16 protein-coding genes are annotated in these 17,634 nt (G+C 38.5%); 5 read left to right on the plus strand and 11 right to left on the minus strand.

Annotated elements, in window-relative coordinates:
* Nucleotides 1-174 precede the first annotated feature (174 nt).
* From ABLC00_RS14045 to ABLC00_RS14060, 4 genes are read left to right on the plus strand one after another with little or no spacing between them, the layout of a single operon-like run.
* Nucleotides 175-969: a ChbG/HpnK family deacetylase gene (locus ABLC00_RS14045; RefSeq protein ID WP_004885709.1), complete on the plus strand. Its 795-nt coding sequence runs from the start codon at nucleotides 175-177 to the stop codon at nucleotides 967-969.
* Complete coding sequence (locus ABLC00_RS14050; RefSeq protein WP_004707439.1) at nucleotides 966-1,946, plus strand: glycosyltransferase family 2 protein; 981 nt, start codon at nucleotides 966-968, stop codon at nucleotides 1,944-1,946. The genes ABLC00_RS14045 and ABLC00_RS14050 overlap by 4 nt, the downstream gene beginning before the upstream one ends.
* Before the next feature lies 1 nt (nucleotide 1,947).
* Nucleotides 1,948-2,328 carry a GtrA family protein gene (locus ABLC00_RS14055; RefSeq protein ID WP_004707438.1) on the plus strand — a complete coding sequence of 127 codons (381 nt, stop codon included), beginning with the start codon at nucleotides 1,948-1,950 and terminating at the stop codon, nucleotides 2,326-2,328.
* A gap of 9 nt (nucleotides 2,329-2,337) precedes the next feature.
* Nucleotides 2,338-3,984, plus strand: a complete 1,647-nt coding sequence (locus ABLC00_RS14060) for a glycosyltransferase family 39 protein (RefSeq protein ID WP_004885695.1) — start codon at nucleotides 2,338-2,340, stop codon at nucleotides 3,982-3,984.
* Between the two features lie 56 nt (nucleotides 3,985-4,040).
* Here the strand turns inward: ABLC00_RS14060 and gyrA are convergent, their stop codons facing one another.
* The 6 genes from gyrA to xerA all read right to left on the minus strand — a co-directional run bounded on the left by gyrA (nucleotide 4,041) and on the right by xerA (nucleotide 12,173).
* The gene (gene gyrA, locus ABLC00_RS14065) at nucleotides 4,041-6,755 is read right to left on the minus strand and encodes a DNA gyrase subunit A (RefSeq protein ID WP_033846098.1); all 2,715 of its coding nucleotides are present in this window, start codon (nucleotides 6,753-6,755) and stop codon (nucleotides 4,041-4,043) included.
* Nucleotides 6,756-7,150: 395 nt separating this feature from the next.
* Entirely contained in the window at nucleotides 7,151-8,110 is a 960-nt protein-coding gene (locus ABLC00_RS14070; protein ID WP_004885690.1) for an MBL fold metallo-hydrolase, read from the minus strand.
* 90 nt (nucleotides 8,111-8,200) lie between these two features.
* Nucleotides 8,201-9,043 (minus strand): AraC family transcriptional regulator, encoded by an 843-nt coding sequence (locus tag ABLC00_RS14075; protein ID WP_348941179.1) that lies wholly within the window; start codon nucleotides 9,041-9,043, stop codon nucleotides 8,201-8,203.
* 77 nt (nucleotides 9,044-9,120) lie between these two features.
* On the minus strand, nucleotides 9,121-10,053 hold the full coding sequence (locus ABLC00_RS14080) for an electron transfer flavoprotein subunit alpha/FixB family protein (RefSeq protein ID WP_004699815.1): 933 nt from the start codon (nucleotides 10,051-10,053) through the stop codon (nucleotides 9,121-9,123).
* 17 nt (nucleotides 10,054-10,070) lie between these two features.
* Nucleotides 10,071-10,820, minus strand: coding sequence for an electron transfer flavoprotein subunit beta/FixA family protein (locus ABLC00_RS14085; protein WP_000646180.1), 750 nt, complete (start codon nucleotides 10,818-10,820; stop codon nucleotides 10,071-10,073).
* A gap of 465 nt (nucleotides 10,821-11,285) precedes the next feature.
* Nucleotides 11,286-12,173 carry a site-specific tyrosine recombinase/integron integrase gene (gene xerA / locus ABLC00_RS14090; protein ID WP_079377049.1) on the minus strand — a complete coding sequence of 296 codons (888 nt, stop codon included), beginning with the start codon at nucleotides 12,171-12,173 and terminating at the stop codon, nucleotides 11,286-11,288.
* Between the two features lie 162 nt (nucleotides 12,174-12,335).
* On the opposite strand from xerA, the gene ABLC00_RS14095 reads away from it, so the two are divergent.
* Nucleotides 12,336-12,965: a LysE family translocator gene (locus ABLC00_RS14095; RefSeq protein WP_033846099.1), complete on the plus strand. Its 630-nt coding sequence runs from the start codon at nucleotides 12,336-12,338 to the stop codon at nucleotides 12,963-12,965.
* 42 nt (nucleotides 12,966-13,007) lie between these two features.
* On the opposite strand, the gene ABLC00_RS14100 is transcribed toward ABLC00_RS14095, so the two are convergent.
* The 5 genes from ABLC00_RS14100 to ABLC00_RS14120 form a co-directional block, all read right to left on the minus strand.
* Nucleotides 13,008-13,613: an alpha/beta fold hydrolase gene (locus ABLC00_RS14100; protein ID WP_025467341.1), complete on the minus strand. Its 606-nt coding sequence runs from the start codon at nucleotides 13,611-13,613 to the stop codon at nucleotides 13,008-13,010.
* Nucleotides 13,614-13,715: 102 nt separating this feature from the next.
* On the minus strand, nucleotides 13,716-14,561 hold the full coding sequence (dapF, locus tag ABLC00_RS14105) for a diaminopimelate epimerase (RefSeq protein WP_002048521.1): 846 nt from the start codon (nucleotides 14,559-14,561) through the stop codon (nucleotides 13,716-13,718).
* A gap of 5 nt (nucleotides 14,562-14,566) precedes the next feature.
* Nucleotides 14,567-15,817, minus strand: a complete 1,251-nt coding sequence (gene lysA / locus ABLC00_RS14110) for a diaminopimelate decarboxylase (RefSeq protein WP_004885675.1) — start codon at nucleotides 15,815-15,817, stop codon at nucleotides 14,567-14,569.
* Between the two features lie 22 nt (nucleotides 15,818-15,839).
* A complete protein-coding gene (locus ABLC00_RS14115; RefSeq protein ID WP_002048546.1) occupies nucleotides 15,840-16,064 on the minus strand; it encodes a lipoprotein in 225 nt (74 codons plus the stop codon).
* Nucleotides 16,065-16,204: 140 nt separating this feature from the next.
* Nucleotides 16,205-17,611 carry an amino acid permease gene (locus ABLC00_RS14120; RefSeq protein ID WP_004885673.1) on the minus strand — a complete coding sequence of 469 codons (1,407 nt, stop codon included), beginning with the start codon at nucleotides 17,609-17,611 and terminating at the stop codon, nucleotides 16,205-16,207.
* Nucleotides 17,612-17,634 lie beyond the last annotated feature (23 nt).

The raw sequence follows: 17,634 nt of genomic DNA on the forward strand, positions 1-17,634 counted from the left end.
GACCAAAAAATTCTAAAAAAACAAATAAATTCAAAGTATTAATTTGTATCAATTGTCATGAAACCTTAAGAAAACTTTAAGTTGAAATTAAGAAATTTTCTCCATAGTAATTAGTATAGTTTTTCAGCAGCTACGCAGAGTATTCTGTAATCCTGCCTATGACGGAATCTGGATATGGCAAAAGTGTGTTATTGCGCAGATGACTTTGCAATGAATGCAGAAATATCAGACGCAATTATTCAACTCATTGAACAAGGTGCCCTACAGGCAACCTCATGTATGACCCAATCTGAATTGTGGGAAACTTCTGCTGCCAAATTAAAACCTTTTAGCGATCAAATTGATATCGGTTTGCATTTAAATCTTACCCATCAATTCGCTTCAGGTAATACTGTTTTTTCCTTACCTATGCTTATTTTACGTGCATGGTCTTCAAGCCTGAATCGTGAATTAATTACGAAATGTATTGAAGAGCAATGGGACTTATTTGTTTCAGTCATGGGAAAACAGCCAGACTTTATTGATGGACATCAACATATTCATCAATTTCCGTTTATACGCGATATTTTGCTGCAATTGTTAAAAGAGAAGAAATTTACGGGCTGGATTCGAAATTTACAGCATCCGATTGATTTACCTCACTATCGTTTTAAGACTCGTGTGCTCTCTGCACTTGGTTCTAACTCTTTGGCAAAAGCATGTCAAACATATCAATTTAATCAGAATGACCAATTTGCTGGTATTTATGATTTTAAGCAAACTGATTATGGCGAACTCAATCAATACTGGCTTGCACATGCAAAAGATCATTTACTGATAATGTGCCATCCAGCACTTGCAGAATCAAATGATCAAGATCCGATTCAGCACGCCCGAATACAAGAATATGAATATTTTAGTTCGGATCAGTTTCAAATTGATTGTCAGCAATATGGTATCCAGCTCACTAGACTAGGGGCAATGCAATGAACACAAAACCATTTTTATCCTGCGTTGTTCCAGCTTATAACGAAGCAGAAAATTTAAAAACTTTTATTCCTGCTTTAGCAAATAGTCTAAAACAGCAAAATCTTAGCTTTGAAATTATTGTGGTCGATGATGGGAGTAAAGACGATACTATTCCAATTTTGCAAACAATGATTGATGACTATCCCTTAGTTGTGCTTGAACTTTCACGCAACTTTGGTAAAGAAGCAGCTTTAAGTGCTGGTTTAGATCATGTGACAGGCGAAGTTACTTTACTAATTGATGCGGATTTTCAACACCCATTTGAAGCAATTCCAACCATGATCAACCTTTGGAAAAATGGTTATGACATGGTGTATGGCATTCGTAATCGCTCCACTGAATCTTGGCTTAAACGTGTTTTAACTCAAGGTTACTATCGTATATTAAACTTAAGCTCACCGATCGATATTCCAGAAAGTGCTGGAGACTTTCGTCTATTAGACGCAAAAGTTGTTGAAGCAATTAAACAATTGCCAGAAAAAAATCGCTATATGAAAGGCCTATATGCTTGGGTTGGTTTTAAAAGTATAGGCGTTAATTTTTCTGAACAGGAACGTCAGCACGGCCGTTCTAGTTTTAACGTAAAATCTCTATTTAACTTGGCTATGTCAGGTTTAACTGGTTTTTCAGATTTACCTTTACGCATCTGTATTTATTTAGGCGCAATTCTGGCTTTAGGTGCTATGGGCTACGGCGTATGGATCATCATTAAAACGTTGATCGAAGGAATTTCTGTCCCAGGTTGGGCAACACTTGCAGCAGGTATGACTTTACTTGGCGGTATACAGCTGTTATTCCTAGGTATTGTTGGTGAATATATTAGTCGTATTTATGCTGAAGTAAAAAATAGACCAAAATATATTGTTGCATCCGAACATTCTCGTATTAAACAAGAAAAATCTATCACAAAGCCGGAAAATACTTTCTCTAGTTTCTAACATGTTTGCTCATATTCTTCAGCTCACGCGGTTTGCTACTACCGGAGCCGCAGCAGCACTTACTCACTACAGTGTCGCCATGCTTCTGTTTAAGAAGCATGTTGCACTGCAATATGCCAATTTACTCGCATTTTTAGTTGCCTATTGGGTGAGCTATTTCGGGCATCGTATTTTTACTTTTAAAGCACAGCATCTTGATCATCGTCAGACTCTACCAAAATTCACATTGGTTGCAGGCTTAGGTTTTTTATTTAATGAAAGTTTTCTTCTACTCTCGAACCTCTATTTTAACGTCCCTGTTTCAACCTTAGTGTGTATTGCAATTGTTCTGACTTCTGTCGTGACTTTCTTGCTTAACCGTTTTTTTGCATTTCAACATTAAGGATTGTGTATGCAGCAATGGCTTCGTAATTCCAAATTTTTATTATTTTTTTTACCGTGTTGGTTACTTCTTCTTTCTTGGATAAGACCTCTATCTGTACCTGATGAAGGACGCTATGGAGATATTAGCCGAGCTATGGTCGAGTCTGGAGATTGGTTAACTCCACGAATCGATGGTTTGCCATTCATGCATAAACCCCCTCTACTACACTGGTTAAGTTCTATTTTTATGGAGCTTTTTGGCGTACATGTATGGGTGTTACGGTTAGTACCAGTTTTAGCTGGTACCCTCATGTTAGTGGGACTATTCTTATTTGTAAAAAAGTATATTTCGGAAGGCGTAGCACAGCTTACGGTTATCATTTTAGCGACCAACCTGCTTTTTTTTGGCAGTAGTCAATATATTAACCATGATTTACTAGTAGCCTCATGGATTACGATTAGTGTTTTATGCTTTGCTGATTTCACCATTTCTGCACGTAAACCTATTTTATTTTTAGGTTACATCGCTGGTGCAGCTGCTTTTCTAAGTAAAGGTCTCATTGGCGTTCTCATTCCAGGTATGATCCTGTTGCCGTGGATACTCTACACAAAACAATGGAAGAAAATACCTTCGCTTCTTAATCCATTGGCGATCTTGCTATTTTTGCTCATCATTAGTCCATGGCTCTACGCAGTACAAAGTAAATATCCTCAATTTTTACATTACTTCTTTATTGACCAACAATTTAGTCGATTTAGTTCAAAAGAATTTAATAATAAACAACCATGGTGTTTCTATCTGCTTATTTTATTTGTCAGCTGCTTACCATGGTTTTTTGCGAGTAGATTTGAATCTATTAAGACCATCTTTAAAGACTATAAGCAATCAGGTGTATTTGCCCTGCTTGTATGGTGGTTTATTTCTGTTACGGTTTTCTTCTCTATTCCGCCTTCCAAGCTAGCAGGCTATATTTTACCTGCTGTGCCACCTCTTGCTATTTTCTTAGCACTTGTGATGAATAAGGTTCTTGAAAGCAGTTATAAAACCAAATTACAGATTTGGGGTACTCCTGTATTTATTATACTTCTTGGAATTGGTATTGCTGCTACACCTCGTTTTATTCGTGCAAATCAACCTTTTTTCCAACACGAAGCTGTATTTATTTATACCATTGGTGCGCTGTTAATTGTGCTCCCACTGGTTTTAGTGTGGTTATACAAAAAGCAAAAAGTGAGCTATTTAAACTATATTTTTATAAGTTTAATTGTTTTATGTAGCTCTGTTCCTTTTGCCGTTCGTATTTTAGATACCAAAAATAATGTTGGCCAAACAGATTTTGCTGAGTACATTACTCCATCTACAAAAATAGTTTTCTACAATTACTATTTTTATGATGTGCCATTCCTTTTAAAGCTTAAACAGCCTGTCTATATTGTAAATGAATGGGATAGTGTCCATTCCGATAGTGCTTCTTTAGAAATTAAAGATGGCTTGTTATTTGAGCCCCAACTTAAAAAGTATTTGTGGAGCGAACAGCAGCTCAAAGATGCTTTATCTCAAAAGCAAGATCTAATCGTGGTAAGTCAACCAAATAATTTTTCGACTAAAGACCCATCGGTAAAAACTCTACATTACCGAAACTATGATGTATTTATTTTCCATCCAGCAAAATAAATAGACGAGAAATAAAAAAGGAAGCCTAGGCTTCCTTTTTTTTATTTTAAAACGTTTTACTCTTCAGAAGTATCTTCATTATTAGATACAACTTCTTCGCTATCAGTTTCAGTCGTATCTACTTCGCCTTCAAGAAGTTCTTCTTCCTCTTCTACAGCTTCAATTGAAACTACACCAACGAGGGTTTCTTCTTCACTTAAACGGATGAGACGAACACCTTGAGCATTACGGCCTGTCATTGCAACTTCTGCTGCACGTGTACGAACAAGCGTACCACCATCAGAAATCAACAATAATTCTTTAGTTTCATCAATAGAAACTGCACCAACTAGCTCACCATTACGTTCACTTGTCTTAATTGCAATAACGCCCTTACCACCACGTTTCTTGGTTGGGAAGTCATTTACAGGAGTACGTTTACCGTAACCGTTGGCACTCGCACACAGTACTTCACCAGTCTCAGGTACAACTACAAGCGACACGATACGGCTTACTAGACTTGAATCTGCTGAATCATCATTATCATCTGATTCATCGTTTTCAACTTCGGCATCTTCTTCGCTTAAAGTACTGCTTGCAAAGCTCACGCGCATACCACGTACACCTTTCGCTGTACGGCCCATTGCACGTACGTCAGTTTCAGCAAAACGAATTGCTTTACCTTCGTTAGAGAACAACATGATTTGCTGATTACCATCAGTAATCGCAACACCAATTAAGGTATCTTCTTCATTAAGCTCAATAGCACGTAGACCATTTGAACGAATGTTTGCAAATTGTTCTAACTCAACACGCTTAACCGTACCAGAAGCTGTAGCCATAAACACATAGTGGTTTTCTGGGAACTCTGTTAACGGCAAGATTGCAGTTACTGTTTCTGTTGCATCTAGAGGTAACAAGTTCACGATTGGACGACCTTTTGCCCCACGTGATGCTTGAGGAACCTCAAATACTTTTAGACGGTACACTTTACCTACATTGGTAAAGCAAAGTACAGTCGCGTGATTCGATGCCACAATCAGATGTTGAATAAAGTCATCATCTTTCATTGAGGTTGCAGACTTACCACGTCCACCGCGACGCTGTGCCTGATAGTCTGAAAGTGGTTGAGTTTTTGCATAACCCGTTTGTGAAACAGTTAATACAACTTGCTCTTCCGGAATCAAATCTTCACGGCAGAAATCAACACGAGATTCAACAATTTCAGTACGACGTGCATCGCCATATTGTTGTAATACTTGTGCTAACTCTTCACGAATAACGCCCATCAACAAGTTGAAGTCGTTTAAAATTGCTGTAAGTTCAGCAATTTGACCTAAAATTTCAGTATATTCTGCGTGTAACTTGTCTTGTTCCAGACCTGTTAAACGGTGTAAACGTAATTCTAAAATTGCGCCTACTTGTGTCGGAGATAAGCGGTAAATTGAATCGCTTAGACCAAATGGACGATTTGGATCTTCACCTTCAATTTCATCTGGGCGAACAGAAATAGCACCTGCTTTTTCAAGTAATGAAACAACACCACCACCTGCCCACTCACCAGCAAGTAAACGCTCACGCGCTTCAGCAGGGTTAGCAGAAGTTTTGATGGTTTCAATAATTTCATCAATATTAGCTAAGGCAACTGTCAAACCTTCCAAGATATGACCACGTTCACGCGCTTTGCGTAATTCGAACATGGTACGGCGTGTCACAACTTCTTGGCGATGACGAATAAATGCCGCAATAATATCTTTCAGATTCATCAATTTTGGTTGTCCATTGTCTAGACAAACCATGTTGATGCTGAATGAGTTTTCAAGCTGGGTATTTAAGAATAAGTTATTTACAACGACTTCTGCGTTTTCACCGCGTTTCAAGTCAATTGCAATACGCATACCTTCTTTGTCAGACTCATCACGAAGTTCTGAAATACCTTCAAGTTTTTTCTCTTTTACTAACTCGGCAATACGTTCAATCACTCTTGCTTTGTTTACTTGATATGGAATTTCAGTAAAGACGATGGTTGTACGACCTGTCTTTTCATCTTCTTCGAAATGGTATTTACCACGAATGTGCAAACGACCTTTACCGGTACGGTAGGCATCAACAATACCTGATTTACCGTAAATAATACCGCCTGTAGGGAAGTCAGGACCGGTAATATATTCCATCAATCCTTCAATCGAGATATTCGGATTGTCAGCATAAGCCAAACATGCATTCACAACTTCAGTCATGTTATGTGGTGCCATGTTGGTAGCCATACCTACAGCAATACCCGCAGCACCGTTAATTAACAAGTTTGGAACACGTGTCGGAAGTACTTCAGGAATACGTTCCGAACCGTCGTAGTTATCTTCCCAGTCAACTGTGTCTTTTTCTAAATCTGCAAGAAGCTCATGTGCCAGCTTAGTCATACGGACTTCGGTATAACGCATCGCCGCGGCGCTATCGCCATCGATCGAACCGAAGTTACCCTGACCATCAACCAATAAATAACGTAAGCTAAAGTCTTGAGCCATACGAACAATGGTTTCATAAACAGCTGAGTCACCATGCGGGTGATATTTACCGATTACGTCCCCAACGACACGAGCAGATTTCTTGTAGGCTTTGTTATAGTCATTGCCCAATTCGTGCATGGCATAAAGCACACGACGGTGAACAGGTTTAAGACCGTCTCTCACATCCGGCAATGCACGAGATACGATTACACTCATTGCGTAATCTAAATATGAATGCTTGAGTTCGTCCTCAATGGCAATCGGTCGGATTTCCGATACGCTCATGCATACTCCTTCTTACAGATAGATATTTCTATCCGTTTATATGTCTTGATCTTGCAAAAAATTTAGTTCCGGAAAGTGAACTAAAATCGAAAAAAATATAGCTGTATACTATAGCATAAATTGCTCGATAACTGGGAGTTTAGCGATCTGAAAATAGCATTTTTTTACAATAAAAATTCTATTAGAATTAATAAGTTAAAATTATAGGTTTCTACTTTTAAATGTATTCATTAAAACTCAATTATTCGACCAAAATATAAACAGCATGAAAGTGCTCTTTTTAGAACACATTTCATCTATTTAAAGAATCTAACTTTTCGTCTTAGCTCAACTTAGCGATATTTGAGTTAAAGATTCCGAGTTCATTTTTAAAGCTAATTACACTTTTTGAAGAATCAATTTACAGGGCGATATTGAGCCGGTATCCATTGGTATCCTGTTGAGCTTTTACCAATGTGTCCAATGCCAGGAAAAGCGATATGTGCCGCCCCTATCCACCAATGGTTTTTATAGGCTTGCTCAAAGATATCTTTACGGACAGCTATGGCTAGTTTCGAGTCAGTATCGGGCTTATAGCTTGCTTCAGGATAAGGAAACTGTACCGCACCATAGTGCACAACATCACCTAGACCTAAGAACTTTTGTCCGTTTTTTCCATCTACTAAGTATGAAGAATGACCTTCCGTATGACCATGAGTCACGATGAGTTGAACATTCGGTACGTTAAAAGAGGATTTGGTAAACGCAACTAACTGCCCTGCCTTTTGGTATGGCTGTAATGCATCACGCGTCATTTTAAATATTGGTTTAAAAAAATCAGTGGCTTTTGCTTCATTTGCAGATGATGTCCAAAAATCTACATCTTCTTTAGCTAGATAAACCTTCGCATTTGGATAAACCATTTTGCCATCGAATGTAATACCGCATAAGTGATCAGGATGGGCATGTGTAATTAAAATCGTATCTATTTGTTCAGGTTGTACACCTGCTTTCTTTAAATTTTCAGGCACATGCCCCAAGGTAGGACCAAAACATTTTGCAGTCCCTGCATCAATTAAAATATTTTGAGTCGGTGTTTGTACAAGATAGGCAGAGAAATCCGTGACAATCTGATTATGCTCATCTATAGGAACAAAGTTTTCTGCAAAAAGTCGATTGGCTTTTTCAGCAGAAATACCCAGTAAATCACTACGAGGCAATCCTAACTCTCCATCAAATAAAGCCGTTACTTTAAGGTTTCCTACTTGTTGTAAAAAGTATCCATCAACCTGATGTACACTTGGCTTTTGTTCTGCATGTATAACTGTACTGGCACTCAGCAGCAATAATATCGTAAGTGATTTTAATGATTTCATCATAGAGTCCTTGGTATTTTCATACTTTAACTCTATTGGTTTTTATCTATTTAAATCGCTCAATAAGCGATAAGAAACGCTCAAATTGACTTATTCTGCAGCTAGAACAGCTGGATCTACCCCATAACGCTCTACAAAGCGATCACGAAAAATAGCAACAGACTGGTATCCAGATTTTGCTGCAATCGTTTTCATAGGTAACTTTTTCGAATACAACAACTCAAGCGCATATGTAAGACGTGCATGCGTAATCGTTTCTCTTAAGGTTGTATCTTCATGGCTAAGTTTGCGGCGAAGTGTTGCGCTGCTCAAACCTAGTCGCATTTCAAACTCACTAGACTGCCAATGGTGCTGTGGATTCTCTATTACCCAATCGTGAATGATTTTTGTCAATTTAGGTGGCGGTACAATTAATACATCTGAACAATGCCGTTGGCATAACTGTACAAGTATAGCGGTAATACATAAACGTGCTTTCACTACATCATCATTAAACAAAGCCCTTTGCCACTCGGTTAATGATGTAGCGAAAGCATCGATTGAAAACATTAATATTGCGTCGGTTCTGTCTACAACTGGCTTTGCCCAAATCATTTGTGCAGCTTGAATAACTTCATCACACATAGGCACAAGAATAGTGAGGTATTCACCCGTTATAGGGTCAGGCAAATTAACTGCATCGATAACCGTATCGGGTTTTATAATGTATAGATCACCGGCATTAAAATTGAATTGTTTTTTTTGAAGATTTAATTGTTGTTGCCCATATAAAATAAATCCCATGTGCAACTGGTTAACTTTAATATTGGCTAGTCCATGCTGATTTTTAGATCGAATACATAAATAATCTCGTGCCATATCTGCCCGTGCCAATCTCACCAATGACTGATGCAATTGATGAGCTTTTATGGAAGCAGAATAGTTAATATTCATAATAATGATCGAAATAAAAAACACCCTTGGCTAGTTATAGCACAAGGGCGTTTTTCGAATAAGTATTAAGCTGTAAATTACAACTTGCTTACCAACTCTGGTACTACAGCATTTAAATCACCAACTAACCAGTAGTCAGCAACGCTGTTGATTGGCGCTTCTTCGTCTTTGTTGATTGCAACAATAACTTTAGAATCTTTCATACCAGCCAAGTGCTGAATCGCACCAGAAATACCTACAGCAATGTAAAGCTCAGGTGCAACGATTTTACCAGTTTGACCAACTTGGAAATCGTTAGGTACGAAACCTGCATCAACTGCTGCACGTGAAGCACCTTGTGCTGCACCAAGCTTGTCAGCTAATGGATCAAGTACTTTGTGGTAGTTCTCACCAGAACCTACACCACGACCACCAGATACAACAATACGAGCAGCCGTTAATTCTGGACGATCAAGTTTAACGATTTCTTCAGATACGAATTTAGAAATGCCAGCGTCTTTTACTTCGCCAACAGTCTCAATCGCAGCCGAACCACCTTCCGCAGCAACTGGATCAAATGCTGTACCACGAACAGTACCAACAATGATTGCTTCGTCAGATTGAACAGTTGCAATCGCGTTACCAGCGTAGATTGGACGCTTGAATGTGTTCGCAGATTCAACAGAAATAATGTCTGTGATCATGCTTACATCAAGAAGCGCAGCAACACGTGGAAGAATGTTCTTACCAGTCGTTGTAGAAGCAGCTAAAACGTATTTGTAACCTTTAGCCAAGTCAGCAACTAAGCCAGCTACATTTTCAGCTAATTGGTTTGCATAAGCAGCGTTGTCAGCAAGTAATACTTTGCTTACACCAGCAACTTTAGCAGCAGCGTCAGCAACTGCTTGAGCGCCTGAACCAGCAACTAATACAGTAATATCACCACCGATTTTTTGAGCTGCAGCAACAACGTTTAAAGTAGCACCGTTAAGTGTCTGGTTGTTGTGATCAGCGATAACTAAAATACTCATGATTTTATCCTTCCGTATTAGATCACTTTCGCTTCATTTTTCAATTTTTCAACAAGCTCATCTACAGATTTCACTTGTACGCCAGCTTTACGTTCTGCAGGCGCTTCAACTTTAACAGTTTTAAGCTTAGTACCAGCTGTAACACCGTAATCAGCAGGAGATTTAGTATCAAGCGGTTTTTTACGAGCTTTCATAATGTTAGGCAATGCAGCATAACGTGGCTCGTTTAAACGCAAGTCAGTTGTAATAATTGCAGGAAGCGCAAGTTCAACAGTTTGTAAACCACCGTCGATTTCACGAGTCACTTGTACTTTACCGCCATCCACTTTCACTTCAGAAGCAAACGTACCTTGTCCAGCACCTAATAATGCGCCAAGCATTTGACCTACTTGGTTTGAGTCATCATCAATTGCTTGTTTACCAAGAAGGATAAGTTCTGGTTTCTCAGCATCAACAACACCTTTTAAGATTTTAGCAACTTCTAGAGCGCCAATTTCATCAGTGGTTTCAACTAAAATACCGCGGTCTGCACCCAAAGCCATTGCAGAACGGATTTGTTCTTGAGCTTCTTTAGGACCAATAGAAACAACAACGATTTCTGATACTGTTCCTTTTTCTTTTAAGCGAACCGCTTCTTCCACTGCGATTTCACAAAATGGGTTAATTGACATTTTAACGTTGGTAAGGTCAACCCCACTATTGTCCGGCTTAACACGAACTTTAACGTTGGCATCAACCACACGTTTTACAGCAACAAGAGCCTTCATGTAATCCTCGGCTGTTCTAGCAAAAGTAAATGTTGAGAAAAGTATATTAACTCTTCAATTCAAATTTTTTAGGTACCCTATCTTGCAATGTGTTTGGCATTTCGGTCAAGTCACAATTTTCTGGAACAGTACAAAAAAAATGAAATGATCAGTTCATAAAAAAAATTTCACACCTGACTCACCCTTATTTTATTCTTTTTAAAGTCTATTTTATACATTGATTTTTATTATTTTTTTATCTTATTCACCTTATCAGCCAGAAACATAAACGCCTTATAAATGAGTCAAATTTTATCGTTTTTAGGCCATATATGCCGACAAAATGTGCAAAGTTCAAAATGGTCAATTGGGTAATTTCACATATTTCTTTTAAACAAATTTGTAAAAAAGTACAAATGATCTCTACATTCATCTTATTCAATGCAATCAAAGTTGCTTATTGATGGATAATTTATCTTAAATGTCTTAATGCTTAGTCGCTCGTGGATGGGCCTGATCATATACTTGAGCCAAATGATCAAAATCGATATGCGTATAAATTTGGGTAGTCGATAAGTTGCTATGGCCTAACATTTCTTGGACTGAACGCAAATCACCACTACTTGATAACATATGGCTAGCAAAACAATGTCGAAGTAAATGTGGATGTAAGTCGACATTTACACCTGCTCGTTGTGCCTGAAGTTTTACTCGTTTTTCAATTTGTCGTGGAGTGAGCACACCACCATGCTGTGAAATAAAAACAAAAGCATTTTGATCAAAATGCCCTTTCCAGATTTTATAAACTTTGAGCCAGTTCAATAGACTTTCTTTTGCCTTTTTCCCAAACGGGACAATACGGGTTTTATTTCCTTTACCCGTAATACGAACAAGATGACGATTAAAATCGATATCTTTAATTGTGAGGCCTTGTAGTTCAGCGAGTCGTAAACCACTTGAATACAGTAGTTCCAACATGGCTTTATCTCGCAACCACAATTGCTGATCAATTGGTTTTTCCGGCATGGGTTGATCTAAAATTTGATTAACCGTTTCTATGTCGATCATGCCCGGTAAAGGTCTAGGCTGACGTTTCAATTTAAAATCGTCAGTAGGATTAATTTCTAGGTATTTGCCCTGTTCAGCCCACTTCATAAACTGGCGTATAGAAGTGAGATGACGCTGCATGCTACTTGCGCTTAACTGGTCTTGCTCAACACGCTGAGCCAGATATTCACGTAAATCTGAAGCTTCAACATTTTTTAAATTAATTTTTTTTGAGTCACAGAATTCAAGAAAGCTTTTCACATCTCGCTCATAAGCCGTGATTGTATGCTCAGACTGGTTCTGAATTTTTCTTTCTTTTAACCACATTGAGAGCAGTTGTAATGCAAAATCCAAATTGCTCTCCATTATTTGCCCATTTTTTTGAGTGTACCAAAAACTATTTGAACATAAAAATTTCATATCGCACAGCATAATGAATCTAACTTATATATTACAATTTATACCAAGTATTCATTGGACCTTACTGCCATGACCACCATACTCATACCTTATTTAATTGCAATTACTCTACTTACGCTTACTCCCGGCTTAGATACAACTTTAATTATTCGCACTGCCACACTTGAAGGTAAATCTAAAGCATTTCAAGCAGCTCTTGGAATTAGTCTTGGCTGTATTGCTTGGGGAATTGTCGTGGCATGCGGTCTAGGTGCCCTACTGATGGCATCTGACTTAGCTTTTAATCTATTGAAATGGATGGGTGCAGCTTATTTAGCATGGCTGGGTTTAAATATGATTTTAAAACCACGTAGCCAACTTGCAGACATACAAGAAAATAATCCAAATCGCTCTACATCAGAGAATTGGTTTGTTAAAGGTTTCTTTGGCAATTTACTCAATCCCAAAGTTGGTATTTTTTATATTTCATTTCTTCCACAATTCATTCCAGCCCAAGCATCTGCTATCACTTGGGTGATGGGACTTGTAATGATTCATGTCGTGATTGGCGTATTATGGTCAAGTCTATTAATTATGGCTATGCAACCACTTTCACGTTATTTAAAACAACCTAAATTTGTGAAATATATGGACCGAATTACGGGCAGTATTTTTGTTCTGTTCGCATTGAAATTAGCTTTAAGTAAAAATAAATTTTAAAAAGCGTGCTAACCCATAGCACGCTAAATAATAGTTAAAGATTTACATTAGGTTTCTTAAATAGCTTTCTATTTTGACTGCTACTTCATCGGCATGTTTTTCTGCTAATTGATGGTCCCCATCTTTCACAACATATAAAGTCGACTTTTCAAACTTTCGATTTAAATATTGGCCCACCGAAACTGGACTTACCGGATCTTTATCACCCCAGATTAATAAAGTTTCAACATTTATATCTGACAAAAACTCTTCATAGTTAGCATTAGTGGTAACAAACCAATCTGGATATTTTAAAAATGTTTGGCGATATGCTTCACGCCAGTCTTGCACATTAAATCGTTTAAGGTTAATTCCACCAGAAGTTGCAATTAAGACCAACCCTTTCACCAAATGAGGTTTTTGTAGCGCTGCGGCAACGGCAAAAATCCCACCCATAGATTGGGCAACAATGATAGATTCTTCATTAATTTGGTCGACCACATAATTTGTTAGGTCTTCAAAACTTTTTACTTCAAGAGATTCTGGTGTATCACCGAAACCGGGGTAACCAATAATTTTTGTATGGTATTGCTGAGGTAATTTTTCAATTAAGGGATACAAAAATGCAGTACTGCCTGACGCACCGGGTAAGAAAATTAAATTATTCATTTTTTTATAAGGTAATGAAATTAAAAAATTATTGTACATATAAAAGAAAGCCTCTTTTATCGCTTTAACTGATGAAAAGAGGCTTCTATTTAGGCTACGCGATTAACCTTGGAAATAACGTAAATCCAAACGCCCATCATATACATGGGTTGTTGGACCAGTCATCCAGACCACGTCACCTTCTTGCCATTCAATTTGCAACTTACCACCAGCAAGTTCAACTTCAACTGAGTTCGCAAGCAAACCACGGCGCATACCACTTACCGCAGCAGCACATGCCCCTGTACCACAAGCTAATGTTTCACCAACACCACGTTCAAATACACGTAAGCGAACATGTTTTTCATCAATTACTTGCATAAAGCCGGCATTAACACGCTCAGGGAAACGTTTATGTGATTCAACTTGTGGACCAATACCTGCTACATCAGCAGTGAGTACGTCTGGAACAATAGTGACTGCATGAGGATTCCCCATGTTGACTACGTCAATACTAATGTTTTGGTCATTTGCCAGCTCAAGGGTATATAAGGCTTCTGGCTCTTCCGCAACAAATGGAATTTCATTTGGTAGAAACTTTGGGTAGCCCATATTTACGCGTACCCAACCATTTTGCCCAAGCTCAGGCTTAACAATACCTGCTTTGGTTTGTACGGTAATGTTGGTTTTATTGGTTAAATGACGTTCATGCACAAAACGAGCGAAACAACGTACGCCATTACCACATTGTTCAACCTCAGAACCATCTGCGTTGAAAATACGGTATTTAAAGTCAGCTTCTGGTACATCTGGTGGTTCAACAATTAAAAGCTGGTCAAAGCCAACACCAAAGTGTCGATCTGCCAAACGTTGAATGGTTGCAGTATCTAAATAAGCTCTTTGGCTAATTAGGTCAACCACCATGAAATCATTGCCCAAACCATGCATTTTGGTAAATTCTAATAACATCTCATTTACTCCTCAGGCAATAAACGTTCTTTTTCCCAAAGCGACTCAACCGTTTCACGTTCACGAATTAAATAGCTGTTTTCACCTGATACCATGACTTCTGCAGCACGACCACGCGTGTTGTAATTTGAACTCATCACAAAGCCATAAGCCCCTGCACCGAGTACAGCCAACAAGTCATTTTCTTGTAATGCAAGTGAGCGGTCTTTACCAATAAAGTCACCTGTCTCACAAATCGCACCAACGAGGTCCCATACTTTTTCTTCAGTATCGGTACGTGGCACAACAGGCTGAATATCCATCCAAGCTTCATATAAAGCAGGACGGATTAAATCATTCATTGCTGCATCAATAATAGCGAAGTTACGATGTGTAGTTGGTTTAAGCAAATCAACTTTAGTTAAAAGTACGCCCGCATTTGCACTGATGCTACGGCCCGGCTCCATATAAACCTTAAGACCTAACTTTTCTAAAGCAGGTTTCATAGAGTTTGCATATTCTTCAACACTTGGTGGCGTCTCATCTTTATAACAAACCCCTAAACCACCACCTATATCGATATGCTTAAGATTGATGCCTAGTTTCTTCAACTCATCAATCATCACAATGACACGGTCTAAAGCATCAACAAATGGTTTAGTTTCAGTGAGCTGTGAACCAATGTGACAGTCAATACCTACAATTTCAAGGTTAGGTAAAGAAGCTGCGTATTGATAAGTTTCATAAACAGCATCACTTGGAATACCAAATTTATTTTCTTTTAAACCAGTTGAAATATAAGGATGTGTTTTTGCATCGACATCAGGATTTACACGCAAAGAAATAGGCGCTTTTTTACCTAAGCGAGCAGCTACTTTTTGAATGCGGTCTAGCTCTGCATAAGACTCAACATTAAAACAAGCAATGCCTACATTGAGTGAGGTTTCAATATCGACTTCAGTTTTACCTAAACCTGAAAATACGATTTTAGAAGCATCCCCACCCGCTTTTAAAACACGAGCCAACTCACCACCAGAGACAATATCAAAACCCGCACCAAGTTTTGCCAAAACACTAAGAACAGCCAAGTTTGAGTTAGACTTCACCGCAAAACAGATTTGATGATCAATAAAGTCAAAGGCACGGTCCATATCTAAATAATGTTTTTCAAAAGCTGTTTTTGAATAAACATATAACGGTGTGCCAAATTGCTGCGCAAGCTGCTCTAGAGAACATTGCTCTGCATGCAATACTCCATTAATGCGGGTGAAACTCATGAATGTGTCCTTATTTCAAAGCTTAAGGTGAAGTTGTTTGGGTTGGAGCTGATGATGACTCGACTGGCTGTTCAGCCTTTTCATCTTTTTGCACAACTTGTTTTGATTCTTTATTACGATAGAGCAAGTATTTTGCACGGTGGTCATAATTTGGATCAGAAGGTAGCTGTAATGCTCCTGACTGACCGCAAGCTGTAAGCAAAATACTGCTGCTCAATAAACTGATGAGGCAAATGACACGAAGCATCTGAGCACCTGATTTAAACAATTCGATGCAGTATACCGTGATCATGCAAGCGGCTAAAGAGTAAACTTGAATAGAAAAACAATATGCATAAAAAACGCCAGCTTTTCAGCTGGCGTTTAGCCATAAGTAAATCAATTTCATTACTTTTTATGACGTGGTTTATAGAAGAAGAAATAACCAATGATCAGGATAACAAACCAGATTGGGCTGACTTTCAGTGCTTTAAAAGTATCTGGCTCTAAAGACAGCACATAAATCATGCCAACAAAGAAAATAATCGTGATCCAACAGGTAAATAGGCCGCCCGGCAATTTAAATGTTGATTTAGCATGCAGTTCAGGGCGTGTCGTGTAGTAACGGATATAACTCCAGATAATCAGTAACCACACGCAAATGAACAAAATAGTTGAAAGCGTTGTTGCAAGAGTGAATGCTTCAACTGTATTTGGTACAAAATACTGTAATGCCGCACCTAACAATAAACATGCAGCAGAAAAATACAATGCATTTGCAGGTACTGCACGTCTGTTCAATTTACCAAAAGCTTTTGGACCTTGATCTTCACGAGATAAACCAAACAACATACGGCTTGTTGAGAATACACCGCTGTTCATCGAAGACATAACTGATGACAATACTACTAAGTTCATCAAGATCGCTGCTGCCGCAATACCAGCTTGGCTAAACAAGTTTACAAATGGGCTGATCGCCGGATCAATTCTATTCCACGGAGTTACCGACATCACGATAAGCAATGCCAAGACGTAGAAAATAATGATACGAACTGGAATTGAGTTAATCGCTTTAGGTAAGTTACGCTCAGGATCTTTGGTTTCAGCAGCTGTTGTTCCCACAAGTTCTACACCCACGAAAGCAAAGATCGCGATCTGGAAGCCAGCCAAGAAGCCATGCACCCCTGTTGGGAAGAAACCGCCATTTGCCCATAAATGAGTAAATGAAGCCACCTCGCCCGTACTAGAAGTAAAGCCAGTAAAGATCATCCATAGACCCACTGCAATTAAAATAATAATCGCAAGGATCTTAATAAGCGCAAACCAGAACTCTAATTCACCAAATAGGCGTACAGTTAACAGGTTCAAACCCATAATAAATACAATAGCAGCCACACTAATCATTGCCCCTTCAACTGGTGAGAAAGGCTGGCCGTTATTGAAAAATTGTAAGTAATAGATAATTGCAGACAGATCGGCAATACCAATCGTGATCCAACACAACCAATAGGTCCATCCCACAAAATAACCTGCCCATGGGCCAATTAAATCTGTGGTGAAATCAATAAATGATTTATAGGTTAAATTTGACAGGAGTAATTCGCCAAGCGCACGCATGACAAAAAACACCATTACACCAATAATCAAATAAATGAATAAGATAGATGGGCCGGCAAGACTAATTGTTTTACCTGACCCCATGAATAAACCAGTACCAATGGCACCACCAATTGCAATCAGCTGTAAATGCCGATTGGAAAGACTACGATGGAGCTCACCTTGTTCATGAGGATCACTCAGATTTTGATTCGACATTTTATGAATACACTCCAGTAATT

This window comes from Acinetobacter nosocomialis, assembly GCF_041021905.1.
GTDB classification, from domain to species: Bacteria; Pseudomonadota; Gammaproteobacteria; order Pseudomonadales; family Moraxellaceae; genus Acinetobacter; species Acinetobacter nosocomialis.

What these genes read in the sequence shown, in the direction of transcription:
- ABLC00_RS14050 (WP_004707439.1), top strand. Translation starts at nt 966, where the DNA reads ATGAACACAAAACCATTTTTATCCTGCGTTGTTCCAGCTTATAACGAA.
- ABLC00_RS14055 (WP_004707438.1), top strand. Translation starts at nt 1,948, where the DNA reads ATGTTTGCTCATATTCTTCAGCTCACGCGGTTTGCTACTACCGGAGCC.
- ABLC00_RS14080 (WP_004699815.1), bottom strand. Translation starts at nt 10,053, where the DNA reads ATGAGTATTTTAGTTATCGCTGATCACAACAACCAGACACTTAACGGT.
- ABLC00_RS14045 (WP_004885709.1), top strand. Translation starts at nt 175, where the DNA reads ATGGCAAAAGTGTGTTATTGCGCAGATGACTTTGCAATGAATGCAGAA.
- ABLC00_RS14060 (WP_004885695.1), top strand. Translation starts at nt 2,338, where the DNA reads ATGCAGCAATGGCTTCGTAATTCCAAATTTTTATTATTTTTTTTACCG.
- ABLC00_RS14100 (WP_025467341.1), bottom strand. Translation starts at nt 13,613, where the DNA reads ATGAATAATTTAATTTTCTTACCCGGTGCGTCAGGCAGTACTGCATTT.
- gyrA (WP_033846098.1), bottom strand. Translation starts at nt 6,755, where the DNA reads ATGAGCGTATCGGAAATCCGACCGATTGCCATTGAGGACGAACTCAAG.
- xerA (WP_079377049.1), bottom strand. Translation starts at nt 12,173, where the DNA reads ATGTGGTTAAAAGAAAGAAAAATTCAGAACCAGTCTGAGCATACAATC.
- dapF (WP_002048521.1), bottom strand. Translation starts at nt 14,561, where the DNA reads ATGTTATTAGAATTTACCAAAATGCATGGTTTGGGCAATGATTTCATG.
- ABLC00_RS14075 (WP_348941179.1), bottom strand. Translation starts at nt 9,043, where the DNA reads ATGAATATTAACTATTCTGCTTCCATAAAAGCTCATCAATTGCATCAG.
- ABLC00_RS14070 (WP_004885690.1), bottom strand. Translation starts at nt 8,110, where the DNA reads ATGAAATCATTAAAATCACTTACGATATTATTGCTGCTGAGTGCCAGT.
- ABLC00_RS14115 (WP_002048546.1), bottom strand. Translation starts at nt 16,064, where the DNA reads ATGCTTCGTGTCATTTGCCTCATCAGTTTATTGAGCAGCAGTATTTTG.
- ABLC00_RS14095 (WP_033846099.1), top strand. Translation starts at nt 12,336, where the DNA reads ATGACCACCATACTCATACCTTATTTAATTGCAATTACTCTACTTACG.
- ABLC00_RS14085 (WP_000646180.1), bottom strand. Translation starts at nt 10,820, where the DNA reads ATGAAGGCTCTTGTTGCTGTAAAACGTGTGGTTGATGCCAACGTTAAA.
- lysA (WP_004885675.1), bottom strand. Translation starts at nt 15,817, where the DNA reads ATGAGTTTCACCCGCATTAATGGAGTATTGCATGCAGAGCAATGTTCT.
- ABLC00_RS14120 (WP_004885673.1), bottom strand. Translation starts at nt 17,611, where the DNA reads ATGTCGAATCAAAATCTGAGTGATCCTCATGAACAAGGTGAGCTCCAT.